At 58.2% G+C, this 20,184-nt stretch carries 16 protein-coding genes; 13 read left to right on the forward strand and 3 right to left on the reverse strand.

Features of this window, described 5'->3' with window-relative positions; translation table 11 throughout:
• The first annotated feature begins 109 nt into the window (after positions 1–109).
• The 7 genes from RHEC894_RS29220 to RHEC894_RS29250 all read left to right on the forward strand — a co-directional run bounded on the left by RHEC894_RS29220 (position 110) and on the right by RHEC894_RS29250 (position 9,652).
• Complete coding sequence (locus tag RHEC894_RS29220) at positions 110–1,429, forward strand: O-antigen ligase family protein (RefSeq protein ID WP_085740188.1); 1,320 nt, start codon at positions 110–112, stop codon at positions 1,427–1,429.
• The gene (locus RHEC894_RS29225) at positions 1,426–3,552 is read left to right on the forward strand and encodes a right-handed parallel beta-helix repeat-containing protein (RefSeq protein WP_085740189.1); all 2,127 of its coding nucleotides are present in this window, start codon (positions 1,426–1,428) and stop codon (positions 3,550–3,552) included. The genes RHEC894_RS29220 and RHEC894_RS29225 overlap by 4 nt, the downstream gene beginning before the upstream one ends.
• A gap of 564 nt (positions 3,553–4,116) precedes the next feature.
• The gene (locus RHEC894_RS29230) at positions 4,117–4,974 is read left to right on the forward strand and encodes a WecB/TagA/CpsF family glycosyltransferase (protein ID WP_085740626.1); all 858 of its coding nucleotides are present in this window, start codon (positions 4,117–4,119) and stop codon (positions 4,972–4,974) included.
• A gap of 15 nt (positions 4,975–4,989) precedes the next feature.
• On the forward strand, positions 4,990–6,483 hold the full coding sequence (locus tag RHEC894_RS29235; protein WP_085740190.1) for a sugar transferase: 1,494 nt from the start codon (positions 4,990–4,992) through the stop codon (positions 6,481–6,483).
• 44 nt (positions 6,484–6,527) lie between these two features.
• Complete coding sequence (locus tag RHEC894_RS29240; RefSeq protein WP_085740191.1) at positions 6,528–7,580, forward strand: UDP-glucuronic acid decarboxylase family protein; 1,053 nt, start codon at positions 6,528–6,530, stop codon at positions 7,578–7,580.
• Between the two features lie 61 nt (positions 7,581–7,641).
• Positions 7,642–8,631, forward strand: coding sequence for a glycosyltransferase family 8 protein (locus RHEC894_RS29245; protein ID WP_085740192.1), 990 nt, complete (start codon positions 7,642–7,644; stop codon positions 8,629–8,631).
• A 31-nt stretch (positions 8,632–8,662) separates the two neighbouring features.
• On the forward strand, positions 8,663–9,652 hold the full coding sequence (locus RHEC894_RS29250; protein ID WP_085740193.1) for a glycosyltransferase: 990 nt from the start codon (positions 8,663–8,665) through the stop codon (positions 9,650–9,652).
• A 198-nt stretch (positions 9,653–9,850) separates the two neighbouring features.
• On the opposite strand, the gene RHEC894_RS29255 is transcribed toward RHEC894_RS29250, so the two are convergent.
• Positions 9,851–10,600: a response regulator transcription factor gene (locus RHEC894_RS29255; protein WP_125461005.1), complete on the reverse strand. Its 750-nt coding sequence runs from the start codon at positions 10,598–10,600 to the stop codon at positions 9,851–9,853.
• 562 nt (positions 10,601–11,162) lie between these two features.
• Here RHEC894_RS29255 and RHEC894_RS29260 point away from each other — a divergent pair.
• The 6 genes from RHEC894_RS29260 to RHEC894_RS29285 are packed head-to-tail and all read left to right on the forward strand — an operon-like array spanning position 11,163 to position 16,703.
• On the forward strand, positions 11,163–11,669 hold the full coding sequence (locus RHEC894_RS29260) for an acyltransferase (RefSeq protein ID WP_010065621.1): 507 nt from the start codon (positions 11,163–11,165) through the stop codon (positions 11,667–11,669).
• The gene (locus tag RHEC894_RS29265; RefSeq protein WP_085740194.1) at positions 11,666–12,703 is read left to right on the forward strand and encodes a Gfo/Idh/MocA family oxidoreductase; all 1,038 of its coding nucleotides are present in this window, start codon (positions 11,666–11,668) and stop codon (positions 12,701–12,703) included. Before RHEC894_RS29260 ends, RHEC894_RS29265 begins: the two co-directional genes overlap by 4 nt.
• Positions 12,700–13,803: a DegT/DnrJ/EryC1/StrS family aminotransferase gene (locus tag RHEC894_RS29270; protein ID WP_085740195.1), complete on the forward strand. Its 1,104-nt coding sequence runs from the start codon at positions 12,700–12,702 to the stop codon at positions 13,801–13,803. The genes RHEC894_RS29265 and RHEC894_RS29270 overlap by 4 nt, the downstream gene beginning before the upstream one ends.
• On the forward strand, positions 13,793–14,509 hold the full coding sequence (locus tag RHEC894_RS29275; RefSeq protein ID WP_085740196.1) for an acyltransferase: 717 nt from the start codon (positions 13,793–13,795) through the stop codon (positions 14,507–14,509). The genes RHEC894_RS29270 and RHEC894_RS29275 overlap by 11 nt, the downstream gene beginning before the upstream one ends.
• Positions 14,506–15,477, forward strand: coding sequence for an NAD-dependent epimerase/dehydratase family protein (locus RHEC894_RS29280; protein ID WP_085740197.1), 972 nt, complete (start codon positions 14,506–14,508; stop codon positions 15,475–15,477). Before RHEC894_RS29275 ends, RHEC894_RS29280 begins: the two co-directional genes overlap by 4 nt.
• Complete coding sequence (locus RHEC894_RS29285) at positions 15,474–16,703, forward strand: DegT/DnrJ/EryC1/StrS family aminotransferase (RefSeq protein WP_085740198.1); 1,230 nt, start codon at positions 15,474–15,476, stop codon at positions 16,701–16,703. Before RHEC894_RS29280 ends, RHEC894_RS29285 begins: the two co-directional genes overlap by 4 nt.
• 69 nt (positions 16,704–16,772) lie before the next feature.
• On the opposite strand, the gene RHEC894_RS29290 is transcribed toward RHEC894_RS29285, so the two are convergent.
• The gene (locus RHEC894_RS29290; protein ID WP_085740199.1) at positions 16,773–18,281 is read right to left on the reverse strand and encodes an O-antigen translocase; all 1,509 of its coding nucleotides are present in this window, start codon (positions 18,279–18,281) and stop codon (positions 16,773–16,775) included.
• 80 nt (positions 18,282–18,361) lie between these two features.
• Positions 18,362–19,663, reverse strand: coding sequence for a polysaccharide biosynthesis/export family protein (locus RHEC894_RS29295; protein WP_206427953.1), 1,302 nt, complete (start codon positions 19,661–19,663; stop codon positions 18,362–18,364).
• Between the last annotated feature and the right edge of the window lie 521 nt (positions 19,664–20,184).

The raw sequence follows: 20,184 nt of genomic DNA on the forward strand, positions 1-20,184 counted from the left end.
GATGTAGCTGAATGATTGCTTGAAAGCAGCGCAGCCACAAAGGCTGACCTGCTTTTTTGATTGCCGCGATCGACAGCCGCTTGTCTGTTCAATTCAGTCGGGACGGATAATGAGAGTAGATAGCCTCAGAACCGCCAGCGGGCCGACCATCAGTTGGCGGGCCATCGAATGCTGGGGCGCCGGCATATCCCTTTTTCTTCAGGCAGGCGCCCTTCTGCCGCTTCTCCTGGCAGATGCGGACGGAACGCTCAGCGAATCCGCCAAATCTATCCTGCGGCTTCCTTGCTTTCCTATCTATGCATTTACGATCGTGATCCTGATACGCAATTTTCCGCAATTTCTAACGGCGCTCAGGCGAAATCTGATTGTTCCCCTGATCCTTGTGCTGCCGTTTTTGTCTACGCTGTGGTCGATAGGACCTTCAACGACCTTGAGGCGCGCAATCGGCCTCTTGTTTTGCGTGCTTCTTTCCTATGTGCTGGCGATACGCTTCACGCCAAGGCAGCTGCTATTCCTATTATTCGTGACCCTGGGAACCTGCATCGTGCTCAGCGTGGTTATCTCCGTGGTCTCACCAAGCCTTGCCACCATGCCGGATGGCGCTATGCGGGGCGTCTTCATTCACAAGAACGTCCTGGGCTGGTACGCATCTCTGATGATCCTGGTGGCGACGGCCATGCTGATCGACGGGACGCTCGGTCTGCGGCGAACCGCGTTCATCTTGTGGGCTGCGGGTATGGTCTGCCTTGCAAGCTCCGGATCGATGACGGCGATCATTGCAACCTCAGTGGCGTATTGCCTGATCGGCTTTTATACTCTCCTGCAAAGAAGCAGCAGCATCGGCCGCGTCGTCATCGTCCTGTTTTTCGTTCAGCTGTCTCTCGGCATTCTGATTTCGCTTCACGAATTCCTGGTTCCGGCCCTTGAAGCGCTCGGCAAGGACGCGACTTTGACCGGTCGGGTGCCTTTGTGGGAGCTGGTTGATCGCGAAATATCCGATCGTTGGTTGCTTGGCTATGGCTACCAAGCTTTCTGGACAACCGTGAACCCGGAAGCGACGCATATGTGGTTGAAGATCGGATGGGCGGCGCCCCACGCACATAATGGATATCGCGATATTTTGTTAAGCTTCGGAATAGTGGGAATGGTCCCCTTTGTTCTGATGCTTCCCCACGCGATCCGCCAGGGCGCGAGCCTTCACTGTCACGATACGCAGTACGGGTGGCTCTGGCTCAATGTCCTGACGATCATGATTTTGGTGATGAATCTGACCGAGAGTATTTTTTTCGTTCAGAATGACGCGATCTTCATCCTGTTTACCGCGGCCATCATCATGTTTTCGCTGTACGCACCCGTCGTTTCGACCAGCCATTCGCAGTCTCGGCAGGCGCCCTCGCATGGCCTGACAAGCGGGTTGCAGATATCATGAGCCAGCATTCTGGACTGATCCTGGTCATTTTGCCTCTCATGCTCTTTCCCCAGTCCGGCAATCCGGCTCCGCTCGGGACGGCGATAGACGCGCCCGAGCGCTTACAGATGCTCGTCAGGGAGGCGACTTGCGCGGAAGCTTCCGCGACGTCGTCAGCCAAGTTGGATGGGACTTCCTTAAGCGACGTATTGAGCAGCAGCACCGGGGCGCGAACGATATTTTACGTTTCTCCCGAAGGCAAAGACAGCTGGAGCGGCCTTCTTCCGAGCGCAAATCCGCAGGGCGGCGACGGCCCTTTCGCCAGCATTGAAAGAGCCCGGGATGCTGCCCGTGAGAAGGGCGGCACCAACACGATCGCGCTGGGTAGAGGCGATTACTACCTTACGCAGCCGATCGTCTTCGACTCGCGCGATGCGGGGCTGATCCTCACGGCAAGATGCAATGAAACGCCGATTTTGCACGGGGGGCTGCGCGTGAGCAACTGGTCGCAGCAGACCGATGGTCGCTGGGCGGCGGCGCTGAAATTGCCGCCGGATGAAGGGGTCGGCGACCTTTTCGTCAACGGGGTACGCCAAACCAGGGCTCGATTTCCCAACGCTCCCGCTGATGGTGATCCGCGCAAGGGATGGTTGTTTGCCGCAAAGTGCGAGCCTGCCGTCGACATGTCGGAAGGAAACACGCGTTTTTGTTTCCATACCGGCGACCTTCCGGCAGTGGATGATCCGAGTGGATTGGTCGTAGACATCGTTGGAGGGTTCCAACCCGGAAGCCAGTGGGGCAATGATACGCTCCCAGTTGTATCCATCGATGGCGCCGGCCGGACTGTCCATACCAACGGCACAGGCTATTTCTTTACCGCAGAAGGCAGCCGCTATTTCCTGACCGGAGCCAAGGCCCTTCTCGATGCTCCCGGAGAGTGGTGGTACGACCCTGCCGCAGGTCAGGTTCAGTACATCCCTGTCGATCAGTCGTTCCCCAATTCCGTGGTCGCTGCCGGCGTTCTGCCGACATTCTTCAAGCTGGATGGGGCCAATGGGATGATCGTATCGGGGCTCGAGTTAAGAGATGGAGCGCCTGAAGGCAGCGGCAAGTTCTATACGGAAACCAGGGGATTTGGCGCCATACGCATCGAACACGCCGATGGCGTCAAGATCCTCGGCAACAGCATCGAAAATGTCGGCGTCGGAGTCCATGTGACGGAGAGCAAGGATGCGCTGATTGCCGGCAATGTGATTGCGGATGTGGCTGGCAACGGGATTTACGTCGGCACAAATTATGGCACGTTCCTTAAGTCGAACGGCGCCAGGATCCTTTCAAACCATATCCATGATATCGGAAAGGTTTACATCGAAACCGCCGGAATATGGTTCCAGGCGGCTGACAATGTCACGATTGCCGACAACCTGATCGAAAACACGGCGCAGTTCGGGATATCAGGCGGTTCGCTGTGGGGTTCCAACGACGCCGTCTATAACGCCGTCATCGAGCACAACGTGATCCATAACGCCAATCAGCAGACGGCAGATGGTGGCGCCATCAAGATGATGGGCGAGCAGGGCGACCCGCTGAACAGCACCATCCGCTCCAATCTCGTGACCGGAACCGGTCATCTGATGAACAGGGCGGATGGGACGTTCTGGCCCCCCGGATATGAGAATACCAGCGAATGGCCGTCTCCCATCAGCTGGGCGATCTATACGGATGGTAAGGCGAGCGGAGTGCGTATCGAGGGCAATACGCTCTCGGGCAATGTCGCCGCGATCGGTATCAACGGCGGTTGGAGCAACCTGGTGACGGGAAACGTCATCACCGATGGTTCCGGCGCGGCTTTTCGCGTTGACGATGGCACCGGCAGGGGGTGGCGCCCGCCATGGGCGCGCCCCAATCGTATCGAGGAAAATGTCGTATCGGTTGATAGTGACAGCGGCCCTGTCGCCTATGTCAACGCTCCAGACCACGGGCCCGGATACGCGCAGTTCGCGCGCAATCGCTACAGCGGCAACTTGAACAACAAGAGCTTCCGGATAGCTCCGAAGATCATGCGTTCGGGAGAGTTTGGCAGTCTAGGGGATCTTCAGAAGGCTGGGGCGGATACCGGAAGCGTCGTTGTACCGTCCGAGTAACAAATGCCGCCGCGACGAGCAGCTTTCTCTGTCGATAAAGTCCGCACCTATGGCGACTTGTCCGCCCTTCAATCATACGTGCAGCGCTGCTGGCAACTGCCACGGCCACGAAAGCGATGAGATGAGCGCGGCAAGCCCATTTCAAAACGAAATTCCAACTCCTGCCCAGCTCGCATCCTGTGACAGGCTCGCAGGCATAACCCCATACAGCTATGCGTGGTGGCGCTGTGACGCGGTCGGTACGTGCCGATCCGTCGAATGATCGATCGCGTCAAGGTGAACGCCTTTTGAGCCTCAGAAATCTGGCGACGTCCTCGGCGAAAGACACGGCGTGAAAGCGAATATCTTCTGCGGCTCAGCGCTGTTTCGCGACAGCTGCCATCAAAAAAGAGCAAAGCGGCAGGTCATAGGGGTACATAGTCTTACTTCGAATATTGTACGCCATCCCAGCATAAGACGTAAATATGAAGTCTCTTCTACGTCCAATAGCTGGAGCCGCAAGTATGGAGGCAACCGGCCTGCCGGGATATTCTGATGACAGTTTCGGTCGCGAAAGCGCAGGTCATGAGAGAACAACCAGCAGACAGCAGCCAAATTTCAGCTCTTTCTCCAAAGGGCTCCTTGAAATGGACGAATGTTCTTGGAGTTCGCATATCGGCAGTCAATCTCAAAAGCGCGACCGGATTTATTCAGAAAGCCATCGAAGACGGCAGGAAGGAATATGTCTGCGTTCGCGACGCGCACGGCGTCGTCCGCTGTCAAGATGATCCCGAACTCAGGTCGATACATAACCGTGCGTTTCTCGTGACCCCCGACGGCATGCCGCTGGTATGGGCATTGAAGCATGCGGGTCATGTGGAAAGCGACAGGGTCTATGGACCGGATCTCATGTTATCCGTTTTCGATGCCGGCAGTTCCAAGGGCTTGCGCCACTTCCTGTATGGCGCGACAGCCGAAACGCTCGAACAACTGCAGGCGCGCCTTCTGGCCAGATTTCCGCAAGCACGGATCGTCGGCTCCTACGCGCCGCCTTTTCGCAACCTGTCGACGCCTGAAGAAACGGATATTGCCGCGCTGCTCAATCGGTCGGGCGCCGATATCATCTGGGTCGGGCTGAGCAGCCCCAAACAGGAACTCTGGATGGCGCGCATGCGCGATCGTCTGGACGCATCGATGCTCATCGGCGTCGGAGCCGCATTCGATTTCCACGCCGGCCTCAAGCGGCAGGCTCCAAGGATCATTCAAAGAAGCGGCTTTGAATGGGCGTTTCGTCTTTTGTGCGAGCCGCGACGGCTGTGGCGGCGTTATGCGCTCGTCGTGCCGACCTTCATCTCACTGACAGCGATCCAGAAACTGGGACTTCGGAAGTTTCCGATCGAAGACGCAGTTTCCGGATCGGGTGCGTCGGGACAAATGCAGTAAAGGAGTCGAAGCATCATGTTCTCATTTGCGCCGTCTACGATGACACCGGGTCCGTCGAAGGCATCCACGTCAAATGACGTGACGGCGCGAGCGATTCCGGCAGGTTCCGTGCCGCCCATAGCAGCCAAGACCGCCGAACCCTTTGTACGGGCCGGGCTGAACAGGACCGTTGCACTGGGGCGCCGGTTTCCTCGGCTTGCGACCTCGTCCTTCCTGGTCGCCGGCGATATTGCAGGCTACCTGATTGCCTATTTTATCCTCCTGTCCTTCCTTCCCAATGGCTGGGAGGGCACGATCATGGAGCGTGCGTTCACGATCTCGGCACTGGCTGCGATCGTACTTTACGCATCGGCCGGCCTCTATCCTGGATATCGGCTGCATCACCACGAACATCTGCGGCGGCGCACCATAGCCGCCGTCAAGGTGGCTGTCCTGGCGGCGTTCGGAGCGATTATCCTGCCGGAAGGTGCACGACTGCTGCTTGCCGTTATCGGGTTCCTCGGTCTCGGGCTGATTGTTCAGCCCCTTGTGCATTGGCTTGCACGAGGCCTGTGCCGGAGACTGGGAATCTGGGGGGAACGCGCAGTTGTCATAGGGGGGAAGAACCTTGCTACCGCGCTCGTGGCACATTTCAAGGACCACTGGCAGTATGGCATCAGGCCGGAGCCATTCTCGCCCGACAGTTTGGAGGCATTGCCCGATGGCGGCTCATCCATTGCCGTGATTGCGGGCGATACAGACTCGCTCGTGCCCGACTTGGCAGCGATGCGCCGGAAATTCGCCGAAGTCATTCTGCTGTCCGACACGCCGAACCTCAAGGTAAGCGGATTGCGACCTGCCGATATCGGCGGAGAGATCGGTATTCGCCTCGCCGCCGGTCGCAGTTCGGTCAACTCGGAACTGGTTCGCCGGATCCTCAATCTCGCAATCGCCATCCCTGCAACGATCGTGGTCGCGCCGTTTATCGCGATTGCAGCGGCAGCAATCTATGTCATCGATCCAGGTCCCGTCTTCTTCCGGCAAGCCAGAGAAGGACTGTCCGGCAAGCCGGTGCGTGTCCTGAAATTGAGAACCATGTACCAGGATGCAGAACAGCGCCTTGAAGCACTCTTCCGAGACAACCCCAGCATGCGTGCCGAGTGGTTGAGCCACTTCAAGCTCAAGGAGGATCCACGCATCCTTCCAATCGTAGGACATATGCTGCGCTCGTCGAGCATCGACGAACTCCCGCAATTGGTGAACATCATTGCAGGGGAGATGGCCTTCGTCGGACCAAGACCTTTTCCGGAATATCACCTTTCGGCAATGGATGGCGAATTCCGTGCCAAGCGGCGTTCGGTCACGCCGGGACTGACGGGTCTCTGGCAGATATCCGAACGAAGCAATGCGGATATCGAGCTGCAGCAGCAACTCGACGAGTTCTACATCGACAACCGGTCCCTGTGGTTCGACCTGCACATCGTTCTCAGCACAATTCCTGCGGTCTTAAAGGGCAAGGGAGCCTGCTGACCATCCTCACTTCCACGAGGCACCATCAACAACGGAGCACACCAATGCACGGACAAAAGCGGATTATGGTAACCGGCGGCACCGGATTTCTGGGATCATTCCTGTGCGAAAGGCTTTTACGAGAGGGCAACGACGTCCTCTGCGTCGACAATTACTACACCGGATCGCGCGACAACGTGCTGCATCTTCTTGACGATCCTCGCTTTGAGATCCTCCGCCACGACATCACCTTCCCGCTCTATGTGGAGGTCGACGAGATCTATAACCTCGCCTGTCCCGCATCTCCGGTCCACTATCAGCACGACCCCGTGCAGACCGTGAAGACCAATGTGCACGGGGCCATCAATATGCTCGGCCTGGCAAAACGCACCAAGGCGAAGATTTTCCAGGCATCCACCAGCGAAGTTTACGGCGATCCGGCAGTCCACCCTCAACCCGAGGAGTATAGAGGCAGCGTCAATCCCATAGGTCCGCGGGCATGTTACGACGAAGGCAAGCGCTGCGCCGAGACGCTGTTCTTCGACTATCATCGTCAATATGGGGTGGAAATCAGGGTAGCTCGGATCTTCAATACCTACGGGCCGCGAATGCAGACCAATGACGGCCGCGTCGTCTCCAATTTCATCGTTCAGGCGCTTCAAAACGAGCCGATCACCATCTTCGGCAACGGCACGCAAACGCGCTCCTTCTGCTACGTGGACGATCTGATCGAGGGCTTCATCCGCCTGATGGCGACCCCGGCCGGGGTTACGGGTCCGATCAATCTCGGCAACCCGGGAGAATTCCAGGTTCGCGAACTGGCCGAAATGGTCATCGCGATGACGGGATCGAAATCAAGCATCGTTTACAAGCCCTTGCCGATCGACGATCCGACGCAGCGCAAACCCGATATCAGCCGGGCAAAGCAGGAACTGGGCTGGCAGCCGACGGTGAGCCTGGCCCAAGGGCTCGAGAAAACGATCGCCTATTTCGAGTGGAAGCTTTCCGGCGGCGCCAAGAGCGCGACCGGCGTCCAATCCTGGCGAACGGCCTACACCCATCTGCCCAACCCGGCCGCCGGCCTTGCTGTTCAGGAAGCCGCATCAATCCGGCCGTGAGCAGCAACGTCGATCATGACAAGGCGAACTGGTGTTCTTTCGATGGGGTGGTACCGGAAACATGAATGTGCATGGCATACCAACAGGAACCGCCCCTGCGAAATCAAAACAACGGTTAGGCCCCATCGTCTTTGCAGTCGATGCGGCCTACGCCGTTCCCTTGGCGACGGCCCTTCGATCGATCGCCGAGAACAACCAAAGCGCATGGCCCTTGGATATCCATGTCATTCATCAGGCAATAGGCGAAGAAACAAAGCGACTGATCGTTGAATCTCTGCCTGCAAATTCTGCAGTCATTCAGTGGCATCCCATCGACACATTGTCTTTCGCAAGCGGATTTTCCACTCGCCCTGGCGTTTCGAAGATGACCTTCGCAAGGATCCTTCTGCCGCAATTCCTGCCGCAGACCTGCAACCGGGCTCTGTATCTGGATGGCGACATCCTGGTCCTGACGGCGCTTGAACCGCTGTGGAATATCGATCTCGGCGAAGCAGTGATCGGCGCCGTACCGGATTACTGGCTGGACAATGTCGTGCGCAACGGACCCGGTGTAACAGGCGGCCTTCGGGTCAAACGTTATTTCAACGCCGGCATATTACTTATCGACCTTGCAAAATGGCGAAACCAGCGAATATCGGAACAATCGCTGGACTATCTCGACCGTTTTCCGACGACGGAATATTCTGATCAGGACGCTCTTAACGTTGCCTGCGACGGAAAGTGGAAGGTCCTCGACCGCGCCTGGAATTTTCAGTTCGAGCCAACGCAGGCGATCGCCCGCATCGCGCTCGAGCAAAAGCCCGCGATCGTTCATTTCGTGACCAACGTGAAGCCTTGGAAATCGGGAAGCTTGAGTCCGAACGTCGCCTTCTACGATGTGTTTCGGTCCCGCACCCGTTTTGCGCTTACCCGTTGGGACCGCGTTCGGAGTGGCTTGAAGCGTACAGGCTCCCGGCTGCTTGCCCGATCCACCTTGTTGAGAGCTGCGTGGTCCTGCACGAAATCGGCTATGCGGGCGCGTGCCTCGACGCCGGGACGCGACAACGCCTGATAACGAAACGATTGCCTGCGGAGGAACAAGTTTGCAACGCGTTGATGTCGTCATTCCGTGCTACAACTATGCGCATTTCCTCCAGGAATGTGTTGAAAGTGTTCTTTCCCAAGCGGGCGTCGATGTGCGCGTGCTTATTCTCGATGACTGCTCGCCGGACAATACGCCGGACGTCGGAAAGGCTCTGGCATCGCGGGACAACCGCGTCACCTATCGGCGGCACGCGGCAAACAAGGGTCACATCGCCACCTATAATGAGGGAATCGAGTGGGCGGACGGCGACCTATTCCTGCTTCTCTCTGCCGATGATTATCTCTTGCCGGGCGCGCTCAGTCGCTCTTCGGAGCTGATGCGCAATCATCCGAATGTCGGCTTTACGTTCGGCAACGCGCTCGTAGCCGAGCCAGACGGCATCATCAAACGCGTCGATCCTCTCGGCGACAACAGTGTGCCTTCCATGCAGGTCTTGTCCGGTCCGCAATTCATCCGGATGAGCGGGGCAAGAAACCTGGTCCCGACACCGACGGCCGTCGTCAGAACGACGCTGCAGAAGCAGGTCGGCGGCTATCATAAGGAATTGCCGCACGCCGGTGATATGGAGATGTGGCTGCGGCTCGCATCGCATGCCGGCGTGGGCTACATCAACGAAGACCAAGCAGTATACCGCAGACATGCCTCGAACATGTCGCTCCAATATTATGGACAAAGTATCCTTCCCGACCTCCAGCAAAGAAATCAGGCTTTCGATATCCTTTTTCGCCAGGGCGCGGATAGCCTCAGGAGAGATGAGAAACTAAGACGTTTTCTTGCCAGGGATCTCGGGAAAGAGGCGCTTCGGCTTGCCGGCATGGCATTCAATAATTTTGATGTCGCTACAGCCGAGGCTATTCAGCGCTTCGCGCTCGAGATTTCTCCCGAAGTGCGAAATTCATTGCCCTGGATCAAGTTGGTCTGCAAGCAGACAATCGGGCCCAAATACTGGTGCGCCCTGAATTCCATCGGGCGACGAGTTTCAGGGTGAATTCATCCGCAAATACGGAAACAACAGTCGGCGGTTGACCGCTCGATCGCTATTCTTGCCAAGATCGCGGGAAACGTGAGAACGCGCTTCGGAAGCAAATCATCCGGTGGGCCTTCGCGCCACCGGATGATTTAAGCAACAGCGTAGTTCAAAGATACGGACACCAACAATGGCATCGGCACGACGCCTTATTCGCGCTCATGCCGGAATACTATTTTGGAACAGGTCGTTGAGCTTGAACACAACTTCCGTCCTGTTGGTTGCCTTGACCTTTTTCATGATGTTGCGAACATGCACCTTGACGGTGCTTTCCCGCAGATTGAGCTCATAGGCAATGATCTTGTTCGCCTTTCCGCGCCGCAGGGCCGCTACGACTTCGGCCTGACGATCCGTGAAGATTCCGGCCAGCGGATGCGTTGTCGAGTTGCTAGACTGCAGCAGGTGACGCATGGCGAACAGGGCGCTTGCGGGTACGAAAAGTCCTCCTGCTACCGATAGCGCGATCAGCTCCATGCAGACGCTGATGCTGACGGTGGCGGGTATGTAACCCTTGGCTCCGCAATCGATCGCCTTTACGATTTGCGCGAAATCGTCACTGTCAGACAATATGATGACCGGTGTCGACACGAATTCCGACGACAGGCTCTTGATCTGCTCCGAAACGGCAGGGTCGTCGACCATCTTGCCACCGACGTTCAAGAGGATCGCCGACAGCGGAGGATATTCTTCGCGCTTTTGCTTCCACTCCTCAATTGATCCAAACGCCAGAATGAGGAAATCTTTCGTGTGGGCGGCCATACATTGCGCAAGGCAGTGTCGATCAAGTTCCCGCTTGTCGAGAATGACAAGCGACAGCTTTGAACTTGACGGTCGCGCAATCGCCGTCTCACCATCTTCCATCTCTAGGGGAAGAGACACGTCTTCCCGCCTGTGGTTTATTGAATCCAAAGCCCCATCCTCCCAAACTGGTACACGTCTTACCCAAAAGTCGATTATTGAACTCCCCTATAAATACGGGAGCTTAATCAGCAAAAGTGCTAATTTAATACCACAGTTTCGGTGCAGTAACACTAATTAATAGTGGTTACCTCGCAGCACTTAAGTTCCGTGAAAAGGTGAAAATGGTTAAATTTCAGAAATGATAAGTCTATGTCTAAGTCAGTTTCATGACACCGGCCGGATTTGCTATATATATTCAATTTAATTCGCTAAACCCATGGAAACAATGCGCGTCCTCTATGGAGCGGATCAGGATCGATCATCGCACGACCTGCAGCCGCTGCCGATCGATCGCCATAGGCGATCCAGGGCAATCATCATCCGATCATAGTAAGCAGCTACGCCTTTTGGTGAATAAGCTTCAACGTTTTGTTTCTTTACTAAGATGGAGAAAACAATTCACTTTGAATGCGAGAGTTATAGTTGCCTTGACGAAATGAAACCTTGAGCACCTTCATGCGATCGACGGTTTCAGCCAGATCTGGGCCTGTTGAGTAGGGGGCGAGGTGGAATGATTGCATCGAACGTCAAGCTGGGTGACGGCTGCGTTATCCACCATCAAGATCTGGTCAATCTCTACGGCTGCACGATCGGCGCAGGAACGCGCATCGGCACCTTCGTTGAAATCCAGAAAAACGTCCTCGTCGGAAAAGACTGCAAAATATCCAGTCATTCCTTCCTCTGCGAAGGCGTGACGCTGGAAGACGGCGTTTTCATCGGCCACGGGGTCATGTTCACCAACGATACTTACCCCCGCGCCGTCAACTCGGACGGCAGTTTGCAGACGGAGGCAGACTGGGTCGTCATCCCCACTGTGGTCAAGCGCCATGCGTCGATCGGCAGCAACGCCACCATCCTGCCCGGCGTGATCATCGGCGAGGCCGCACAGGTCGGCGCCGGCGCTGTCGTAACCAAGGATGTGCCTGACGGCGCCATTGTAGCCGGCGTTCCGGCGAGAATTACCGGTCACGTTCATGACCGGCCAGTCAACATGCAAGCGTTGGGAGGAATGCGATGATCGGCATTGCAGTTGTCGGATATGGGTATTGGGGGCCGAACCTGGTTCGTAACATCTCGGAAGCGGCCGGCGCGCACCTGGTTTCCGTTTGCGATTTGAATGTCGAACGATTGGCGGCTGTTAAAAGCCGGTATCCCGCGATAACGATCACCGACAATTTCGAGGAAGTTCTGCGCGATCCGAGAGTGGATGCGATCGCCATCGCAACGCCCGTCTCGACCCATTTCAAGCTCGCAATGCAGGCGATGATGGCCGGCAAGCATGTCTTCGTCGAAAAGCCGATGGCATCGACGACGGAGGAGGCCGCGCGGATGGTCGAAGAGGCCGCGCGCCGGCGCCTCGTGCTGGCGGTGGATCATACCTTCGTCCATACCGGCGCCGTCCGCAAGATGCGCGAACTGGTCGAAAGCGGCCTGGGCGATATGTATTATTACGACTCCGTCCGGGTCAATCTGGGGCTCTTCCAGCACGATGTCAGCGTTATCTGGGACCTTGCGGTGCACGATCTCTCCATCCTGGACCATGTCGTGCAGGAAAGGCCGGTGGCCGTCTCAGCGACGGGCATGAGCCATGTGCTCGGCGAGCCGGAGAACATCGCCTATCTCACGCTCTTCTTCGAAAGCAAGCTTATCGCCCACGTGCACGTTAATTGGCTGGCACCGGTCAAGGTCCGCCGCACGCTGATCGGCTGCAGCAACAAGATGATCGTCTATGACGATCTGGAGCCCAGCGAAAAGATCAAGGTCTACGACAAGGGCATCACCATGTGCCCGAATTCCGATGCGTATGGCGAGAAGGTGCATCAGATGATGGTCGGCTACCGCAGCGGCGATATGTGGGCGCCCAAGCTCGATATGACCGAGGCACTGAAACGCGAGCTGGATCAGTTCGTCGAGTGCATCGAACAGAATTCGCGCCCCATTGCAGACGGCCACGCCGGGTTGCGTGTCGTGCGTATCCTTGAAGCCGCAAGCCGGTCGCTCGCTCAGCGCGGGCGCATCATCGAGCTCGAAGAGGCGAGGCGCATTGCATGATCCCGTTCCTGGACCTCAAGGCACAATATCAATCGATCAAGAGCGAAATCGACGCCGCCGTGCTCGGCGTCCTGGCCTCAGGGCAATACATACTCGGCGAAGAGGTTGCCCGCCTCGAGCAGGAATTCGCCGAGTATTGCAACGTCAAACATGCGATAGCGGTCAACACCGGAACGAGCGCCCTGCATCTGTCGCTTCTCGCGGCAGGCGTCGGCCCCGGCGATGAAGTCATCACCGTGCCATTTACCTTCGTCGCGACCGTATCGGCGATCTGTTACGCAGGTGCGCGACCTGTTTTCGTCGATGTCGAGCCCATAACGCTCACGATGGACCCGGCTCAACTCGAGGCGAAGATCACCCCCCGCACCAAGGCCATCATTCCCGTCCATCTCTACGGGCAGATGGCCGATATGGACGCGATCAAGGCAATTGCCGACCACCACCGGATACCGATCATCGAGGATGCCTGCCAGGCGCACGGGGCGCAATACAAAGGCGCGCGCGCCGGCAGCATCGGCACATCAGGCTGCTTCAGCTTCTACCCCGGCAAAAATCTCGGCGCCTGCGGCGAGGGGGGTATCGTCGTCACCAACAGCGACGATCAGGCCAAAACGATGCGCATGCTGCGCGACTGGGGCCAGGAACAGCGCTATCACCATCTGCTGAAGGGCTTCAACTACCGCATGGATGCCATTCAGGGCGCGATCCTGCGCATCAAGCTCAGGCATCTCGAAGCCTGGACCGAAGCGCGGCGCGCCCATGGACGCCGCTACTCGCTGCTGCTTGGCGGCTCGGCGAATTTGAGGACGCCTGTCGAAATCCCCGATCGGCGCCACGTCTATCATGTCTATGCCATCAGAAGCCGCGATCGCGACGCGCTTCAACGCGCACTGACCGCCGAGGGCATTCAGTCGGGGCTGCACTATCCGATCCCCGTTCATCTGCAGAAGGCCCATGCCGACCTTGGCTACCAGGCCGGGGATTTCCCCACCTCGGAAGCCGCCGCACGGGAAGTCCTCTCACTGCCGATCTATCCCGAGATGCCGGCTTGGCACGTCGATCAGGTGGCCGCCGCGCTGGAATACGCCTATGCCAGCTAATCCAGGCGAGGCCCGGGTCGTGCAGGCAGTCCACGGCCGCCATGAAAGACCGGCGGACCCGGCCTACCAGGCTGGGTTGGCCGAAGAACTCAGGCAGTCATACGGGCGCGCTGGCCTGATCGAACTCTATGGTCGCTTCGCAACGGGCGACGGGGTCGTCGACACGATGATGCGCAAGGCCATCTGGCAAGCGATCACGCGGAGCTGCGGCACGGGATTGCAGGTTGCAGGCGGCGCCGGCTTCAAACATCCGGAGACGTTCGAGATCGGCAATGGCGTGTTCATCGGCGCTCAAGCCTATATCCAGGGGCGCTACGACGGCACCTGCGTGATCGGCGACAATGTCTGGATCGGGCCGATGGCCTATTTCGACGCGCGCAATCTGGTGATCGAGGATTCCGTCGGCTGGGGGCCTGGCGCCAAGGTGCTTGGCTCGACCCACACCGCGTTGCCAATCGACGTGCCGATCATTCGCACGGATCTTGAAATCAAGCCGGTCCGCATCTGTGCGGAGGCCGATATCGGAACGAATGCGACCATTCTTCCCGGCGTGACCATCGGGAAGGGGGCGATCGTCGGAGCGGGGGCAATTGTCGTTTCCGACGTCGAGCCGTTCTCGGTCGCCGCCGGCGTACCGGCGAAATTCATACGTTGGCGTTCGGAGAATGATCCGATGACGAACATGTCGCGTGAGGGAAGATCATGAGAAATCAACGAGTGCTCATTACCGGCGGCGCCGGTCTGATCGGGTCGCATATTGCCGATCTTGTCGCATTGGAAAAACCGCGTGAGATCATCATCCTCGACAATTTCGTGCGCGGGCGCCGGGACAACCTCAGCACGGCAATAGCCAATGGGTCCGTCAACATCATCGAGGGAGATATCCGCGACAGGGCGCTTCTGGCAAAAATCTTCGAGGGCGTCGACATCGTCTTTCATCAGGCGGCGATCCGCATCACGCAATGCGCCGAAGAGCCGCGGCTCGCCTTCGATGTTCTGGCCGAGGGCACGTTCAATGTTCTCGAAGCCGCCGTCAAGGCAGGCGTTTCGAAGGTCGTCGCGGCCTCCTCGGCCTCCGTGCTGGGTTTGGCCGAGAGCTTCCCGACGACCGAAGCGCACCATCCCTACAATAACAGGACGATCTACGGCGCCGCGAAAACCTTCAACGAAGGGCTGCTGCGCAGCTTTGCGGAAATGTACGGCCTGCGTTACGTCGCGCTGCGTTATTTCAACGTCTATGGGCCGCGCATGGATGTTTACGGCGCCTATACGGAAGTTCTGATCCGTTGGATGGAGCGCCTGGTGGCCGGAATGCCGCCCCTCATCTATGGGGACGGCAGCCAGACGATGGACTTCGTCGATGCACGCGATATCGCCCGCGCAAACATTCTGGCAGCCAAAAGCGATGTCACGGACGAAGTGTTCAACGTCGCGAGCGGCAAGGAAATAAGCCTGCTGGAACTCGCCAAGATGCTGAGCGACATTATGGGTTCCTCGCTCGAACCGCAGCACAAGGAGGCCCGCACGGTCAACGGCGTAACCCGTCGTCTTGCCGATATCAGCAAGGCCGAACGGCTCCTCGGCTTCAAGGCGGAGATCTCCATGGAGCAAGGGCTTCGCGATCTCGTTGCCTGGTGGCAAAAGCAGACCGAAGCAGGGGGGCAGGCAGCATGAGCTCGTCTCAATCCACACATCCGGCCACAATTCCGGTCGCCAAACCCGTCCTCGGAGAGGAAGAGGCTGAGGCTGCGCGCCGCGTTATTCTATCGGGATGGGTGACGCAGGGGCCGGAAGTCGCGGCTTTCGAGCGTGAATTCGCGGCCTTTGTGGGCGCCGCGCATGCCTGCGCCATGTCCAACTGCACCACCGCGCTGCATCTGGCCCTGAAGGCGGTCGGCATATCCGCCGGTGATGAAGTCGTGACGGTCAGCCATTCTTTCATCGCGACCGCAAACGCGGTTCGATACTGCGATGCGGTGCCTGTGTTCGTCGATATCGAAGAAGGTGGCTACAATATCGATGCCAGCCTGATCGAAAGGGCAATTACGCCTCGCACCAAAGCCATTCTCTGCGTCCATCAACTCGGCATGCCTTGCGATCTCCGCGCCATCGTCGAGATCGGCAAACGCCATCAAATACCGGTCATCGAGGATGCGGCCTGTGCGACGGGAAGCGAAATCCTTTGGGACGGCCGCTGGGAAAAGATCGGCAAAGCGCATGGCGATATTGCCTGCTTCTCCTTCCACCCCAGAAAGGTGGTCACGACAGGCGATGGCGGCATGCTGACCACGGCCAATCCGGAATATGACCGAAAGTTCCGGCTCTGGCGCCAGCATGGCATGAGCGTCACCGATGCCGTGCGCCACGGCTCGAAACAGGTCATCTTCGAAGACTATGACGAATTGGGTTACAATTACCGCATGACCGATCTCCAGGCGGCCGTCGGACGCGAGCAGTTGCGGCGGTTGCCGGAACTGGTTGCGCAGCGCAGGCTGCTTGCCGAGCAATATTGCGAACGTCTGTCGACGATTGCCGGGCTTTCTCCGCCGGCCGAGCCGCGCTGGGCTCGCAGCAACTGGCAGAGTTTCTGCGTGAGATTGCCCGATACGGTCGACCAGCGGGCCGTCATGCAGGCCATGCTCGATCAGGGCATATCGACCCGGCGTGGCGTGATGAACATTCATCTGGAGGGCGCCTATTGCGCTGAGAACTCCCACCGCGCTGCCACGAGCCTGATGCGAAGCGTATCTGCACAGCAGCAAACGATCATCCTGCCGCTTTATGCCCAGATGACGGTGTCCGACATGGACCGGGTTGTCGAGGCACTTCGCGCAGCCCTTGCGGAAGCGACTGCCGGAGCCGGCGGCGTGCAACGTGTCATGGATGTCGCTGTCGCCTGAACCGGCATTGCCTGACGTAGAATTTGCATAACGAACAATGCGCGCATCCCCGGATGCGCGCATTGTTCGTTATGCTGCTTTGGTGATCCATCCACGGATGATTGCCGGCACGGACTCCGGCGGAAGCAGGTCGATCAGTATGCGCAGCGAATAGAGCCCGCAGAGAACGACGGCGACGAAGCCTATCACCGTCGCCGGCCATAGCGGCAAGATCGAAAACATCAGCAATACCAGTCCGGATGCGGGCAGGAAAAGCAGCGCATGTCTGCGGTTGGCAGCGGACCAGCGAAAACCGGTCAGCTTCCGCACGATCACATAGATCAGGATGCTGTGCCAGACATAGAGGCCAAAAAACGCCATGCCGGCTCCTTGCGTACCGAGCAGCGATACGAACAGCCAGGCAAGCCCCACATGCACGACGGCCGCCGCAACCTCCGTCCAGAAGAAAATCGCCTGGGTACGCTTGGCCACTACAATGAAACCCATCGGCCAGGAAATAATTCGCAGCATCATTCCAAGGCAGATCCAGCGCAGAAGATCGACTGCGCCTTGAAATTCCGCCGAATAGAACAGGCTCATCATCAGCGGCGCCAGCGTCAGCGTGCCGAGCAGACCGGGACCGGCGAGCAGCATGCTGATCTCGGCCTGTTCATTGACCAGCCGGTTGCATTCGGTGTCGTTGTCGGCTGCCGCGGTCAGGCGCGGATAAAAATCCGTTCCCATCGCCTGCAGGATGAAGCCGGCATAGAGACCGCCAAGGCCCCAGGCCGCCTGGTACAATCCAGCCGCCGTGACGCCGCCCTCCTTCAGCACGATGAGGCGGATGGCATAGGCCGCGCCGAAGGTCAGAAGCCCGCTTGCCATGAAGACGAAACCGAGCCTGAGCAGCGCCGACACTTCCCGAGCGAACTGGCGCGTGGGCATTGGCAAGGGATGCGGGCAGATCCGTCGGCTGTACCACCAGCTCGGAAGGATGGAGGCCGCCGCAATCACCACCAGGGACGGCGCAATCGCCCGCAAGCCGAACAGATAGATCAGCGGGATGCTGACAGCCGTGCCAAAAAGCCCGGCAAGAACGTTGATACGGGCAAGATCTGCAATGCCCCGCAGGCCCTGGATCAATGCAGTCTGGCCTGCGGAGATCAGTCGAAAGAAGATTGCCAGCGACAGCAATGCAATGCCGCCGGCATGCTGGTAGTCGCCGAAAGTGAAATTTGAGACCGGCAATGCCAACGCGGCGAGAAGGAGCGCACCAAGCAATCCGAGAACCATCGATATGCGTCTCAGCACTGTTGCCGATCGTGCGATCGTTTCTGCGTCATCGGTGCCTGCAGCTTCGGCAATCTGGCGCACGCCGCTGCTGCCCACGCCAAGCCCGGCGATCGCCTGCGCAATATCGAGGATCGACCCGTAAAGACCCATGAGTCCCACGCCTTCCGGCCCGAGCAGAACAGCCATGGCTTTATTTCTGATGATGCTGAGCGCGACGTTGACGAGCGAAGAGCCGCCCATCAGCATCGTCGATTTGAGGATCTGGGTATAGGTCTGGCTGTTGGGTGGGGTCATGCGCAAAGTCATCGGATGCCCTTAGCCGTTTATCCCGTGCCGGCGTTCAATTGCCCGCCGCAGGCTCGATTGCAGCACATGGTTCTCGTGTATCACCGGCTTGCCTGACTGATATGCGCCTCTGTCTCGACAGGCAGGGCAGCGGCGTCTTCGGACGGCCCATCCGCCATGCCGGGCCGGGTGACCCTGACCACGTCGCCCGGCGCCAACTCCGTGGTTTCAGAGGCCTGGAACTGAGTGACCTGTCCCTTGTCCCGACGGCTCACGATGAATGTCAGCGGGAGTTCCGCAATGCGATTTTTCACGTCGGTGCCCGTCGACAGATCTTCGAGGAGCAGTTGCTGCGTGGTGTCACGCTTCAATTTGAACTGATCGACCTTGGCCTTTTCCGCCTGCACTTCGGACGCGATCTCGCTCCGGCGAGTGTCGGAAAGTCCCTCGAGGTTGCGCGTCGTTTCGTTGATCGCCTGCCGACCCCGCATAATGGCCGTGACAAGGTCGAGCCGGTCGGAGCGATAGGTCGTGAGCAACCGTTCCAGATCCATCTGGCGTGAGGTGATGGTGAGGCCCTTCTCGACAAGCGTCTTCACGCTCGTCAGTTGCTCCTCGACCGAGTGGATGTTGTCATCCGAGCCCTTCAGCTTCTCTTCCAGCGTATCGATTTCCGCCTTCAGGAGATCGCGCAATTCGACGAGCGCCGTCGACTGCCTGTCGAGCGCGCTTGCGCGCGCCTGAAAAATGACCCGCTCCTCGTCATAGATACTCGCGGCATACTGCTGATCGATGGCAGGCGGATGATCGAAGGTTATCTCCTTCGCGCCGGACATCTCGGCTTGCAGCCGCGAGAGCTTTGCGGCGCTGCGCAGCAGCGAATGGTCGATTTCCCGCAATTCCCCGACAAGCGTGATTGACTGCGATTGCTGCTGTGGCCCCGCCCGCAACGGGCCGCCGCTCATGGCCAGGGATTGGAGGACGCTGAGGCCGGAGCGAAACCTGTATTCTCCTGGGGCCATTACATCCCCGACGACATAAATGGCCGGATAGTCGAGAATGTCGATGGTCACCGCAGGTGTCTGCGCCAAACCCATCTTTGCCTGGAGGCGCTTGGCAATCTCGTTGGTCAGGTCCGTCATATTTCCAACCGACACCGGCCCCAGAAAGGGCAGGGAGACTGTCCCTGCATCCGAAACCGTATATTCGCCGCCAATCGCATCCCATCGCTCAAACTGGCCTTTGGACTGGATCCATTGGACGATCGTCAGGCGGATTTTCGTTTGGGGAGCCAAGGTAGTGCCATCGGCGAGAGCTGGCACAGCTCCAGCAAGAAACACGAGTGCTGCGATGACAGCTGTCGCACGAAAGAAGTGGTGGAGCGTGCGGTGCGATGAATTCATGTACATATCTCGCCTGCAAACCATCCTTAAACCAACGCTGGCCCAATACTTTGAACGCTGTTCGAACGCCGGACCAGGTCCGAACCCGCCTCACCAGTGTGCAGTCTGGCGAAGCCTTGAGGAAGGTGGAGGCCGTTTGCTTTGCCTCATCACTATTGATGAGGTGGGGGTGAGTGCTTCACCCCACGTCGACCTGAAGCATATGTCCCTGCGCGGCAAAGGGGCATTATCCTGGAAAATCAATGGTTATGCACGCAGGAATAGGCGTGTTCGCCGCGAAAGACAGCGAGCGGGGCACGGCGCGGGATCGGCCCTTGCCCGATTGAAGATGCCGCCATCCCAACGGCCTTTGCCATCGCCCGAATCGTCCCGTGCGCGACTGATTGTCTCGCCCGTCTCCTGGCCTATTCGGCAGTCCGTTCCAAAAGGATGCCACGAGTAGAGCAAAAGGCGTATGATATACTCGCTTATTTTTGGACTATACTTCAGTGCTCCATATTGAGCGATCCTCATAGCTTCGA

Origin of the sequence: Rhizobium sp. CIAT894 (assembly GCF_000172795.2) — a bacterium.
Classification (GTDB): Bacteria; Pseudomonadota; Alphaproteobacteria; order Rhizobiales; family Rhizobiaceae; genus Rhizobium.

Coding starts and splice junctions, on each gene's coding strand:
- RHEC894_RS29220 (WP_085740188.1), top strand. CDS start 110: ATGAGAGTAGATAGCCTCAGAACCGCCAGCGGGCCGACCATCAGTTGG.
- RHEC894_RS29225 (WP_085740189.1), top strand. CDS start 1,426: ATGAGCCAGCATTCTGGACTGATCCTGGTCATTTTGCCTCTCATGCTC.
- RHEC894_RS29230 (WP_085740626.1), top strand. CDS start 4,117: ATGAGAGAACAACCAGCAGACAGCAGCCAAATTTCAGCTCTTTCTCCA.
- RHEC894_RS29235 (WP_085740190.1), top strand. CDS start 4,990: ATGTTCTCATTTGCGCCGTCTACGATGACACCGGGTCCGTCGAAGGCA.
- RHEC894_RS29240 (WP_085740191.1), top strand. CDS start 6,528: ATGCACGGACAAAAGCGGATTATGGTAACCGGCGGCACCGGATTTCTG.
- RHEC894_RS29245 (WP_085740192.1), top strand. CDS start 7,642: ATGAATGTGCATGGCATACCAACAGGAACCGCCCCTGCGAAATCAAAA.
- RHEC894_RS29260 (WP_010065621.1), top strand. CDS start 11,163: ATGATTGCATCGAACGTCAAGCTGGGTGACGGCTGCGTTATCCACCAT.
- RHEC894_RS29265 (WP_085740194.1), top strand. CDS start 11,666: ATGATCGGCATTGCAGTTGTCGGATATGGGTATTGGGGGCCGAACCTG.
- RHEC894_RS29270 (WP_085740195.1), top strand. CDS start 12,700: ATGATCCCGTTCCTGGACCTCAAGGCACAATATCAATCGATCAAGAGC.
- RHEC894_RS29275 (WP_085740196.1), top strand. CDS start 13,793: ATGCCAGCTAATCCAGGCGAGGCCCGGGTCGTGCAGGCAGTCCACGGC.
- RHEC894_RS29280 (WP_085740197.1), top strand. CDS start 14,506: ATGAGAAATCAACGAGTGCTCATTACCGGCGGCGCCGGTCTGATCGGG.
- RHEC894_RS29285 (WP_085740198.1), top strand. CDS start 15,474: ATGAGCTCGTCTCAATCCACACATCCGGCCACAATTCCGGTCGCCAAA.
- RHEC894_RS29290 (WP_085740199.1), bottom strand. CDS start 18,281: ATGACTTTGCGCATGACCCCACCCAACAGCCAGACCTATACCCAGATC.
- RHEC894_RS29295 (WP_206427953.1), bottom strand. CDS start 19,663: ATGAATTCATCGCACCGCACGCTCCACCACTTCTTTCGTGCGACAGCT.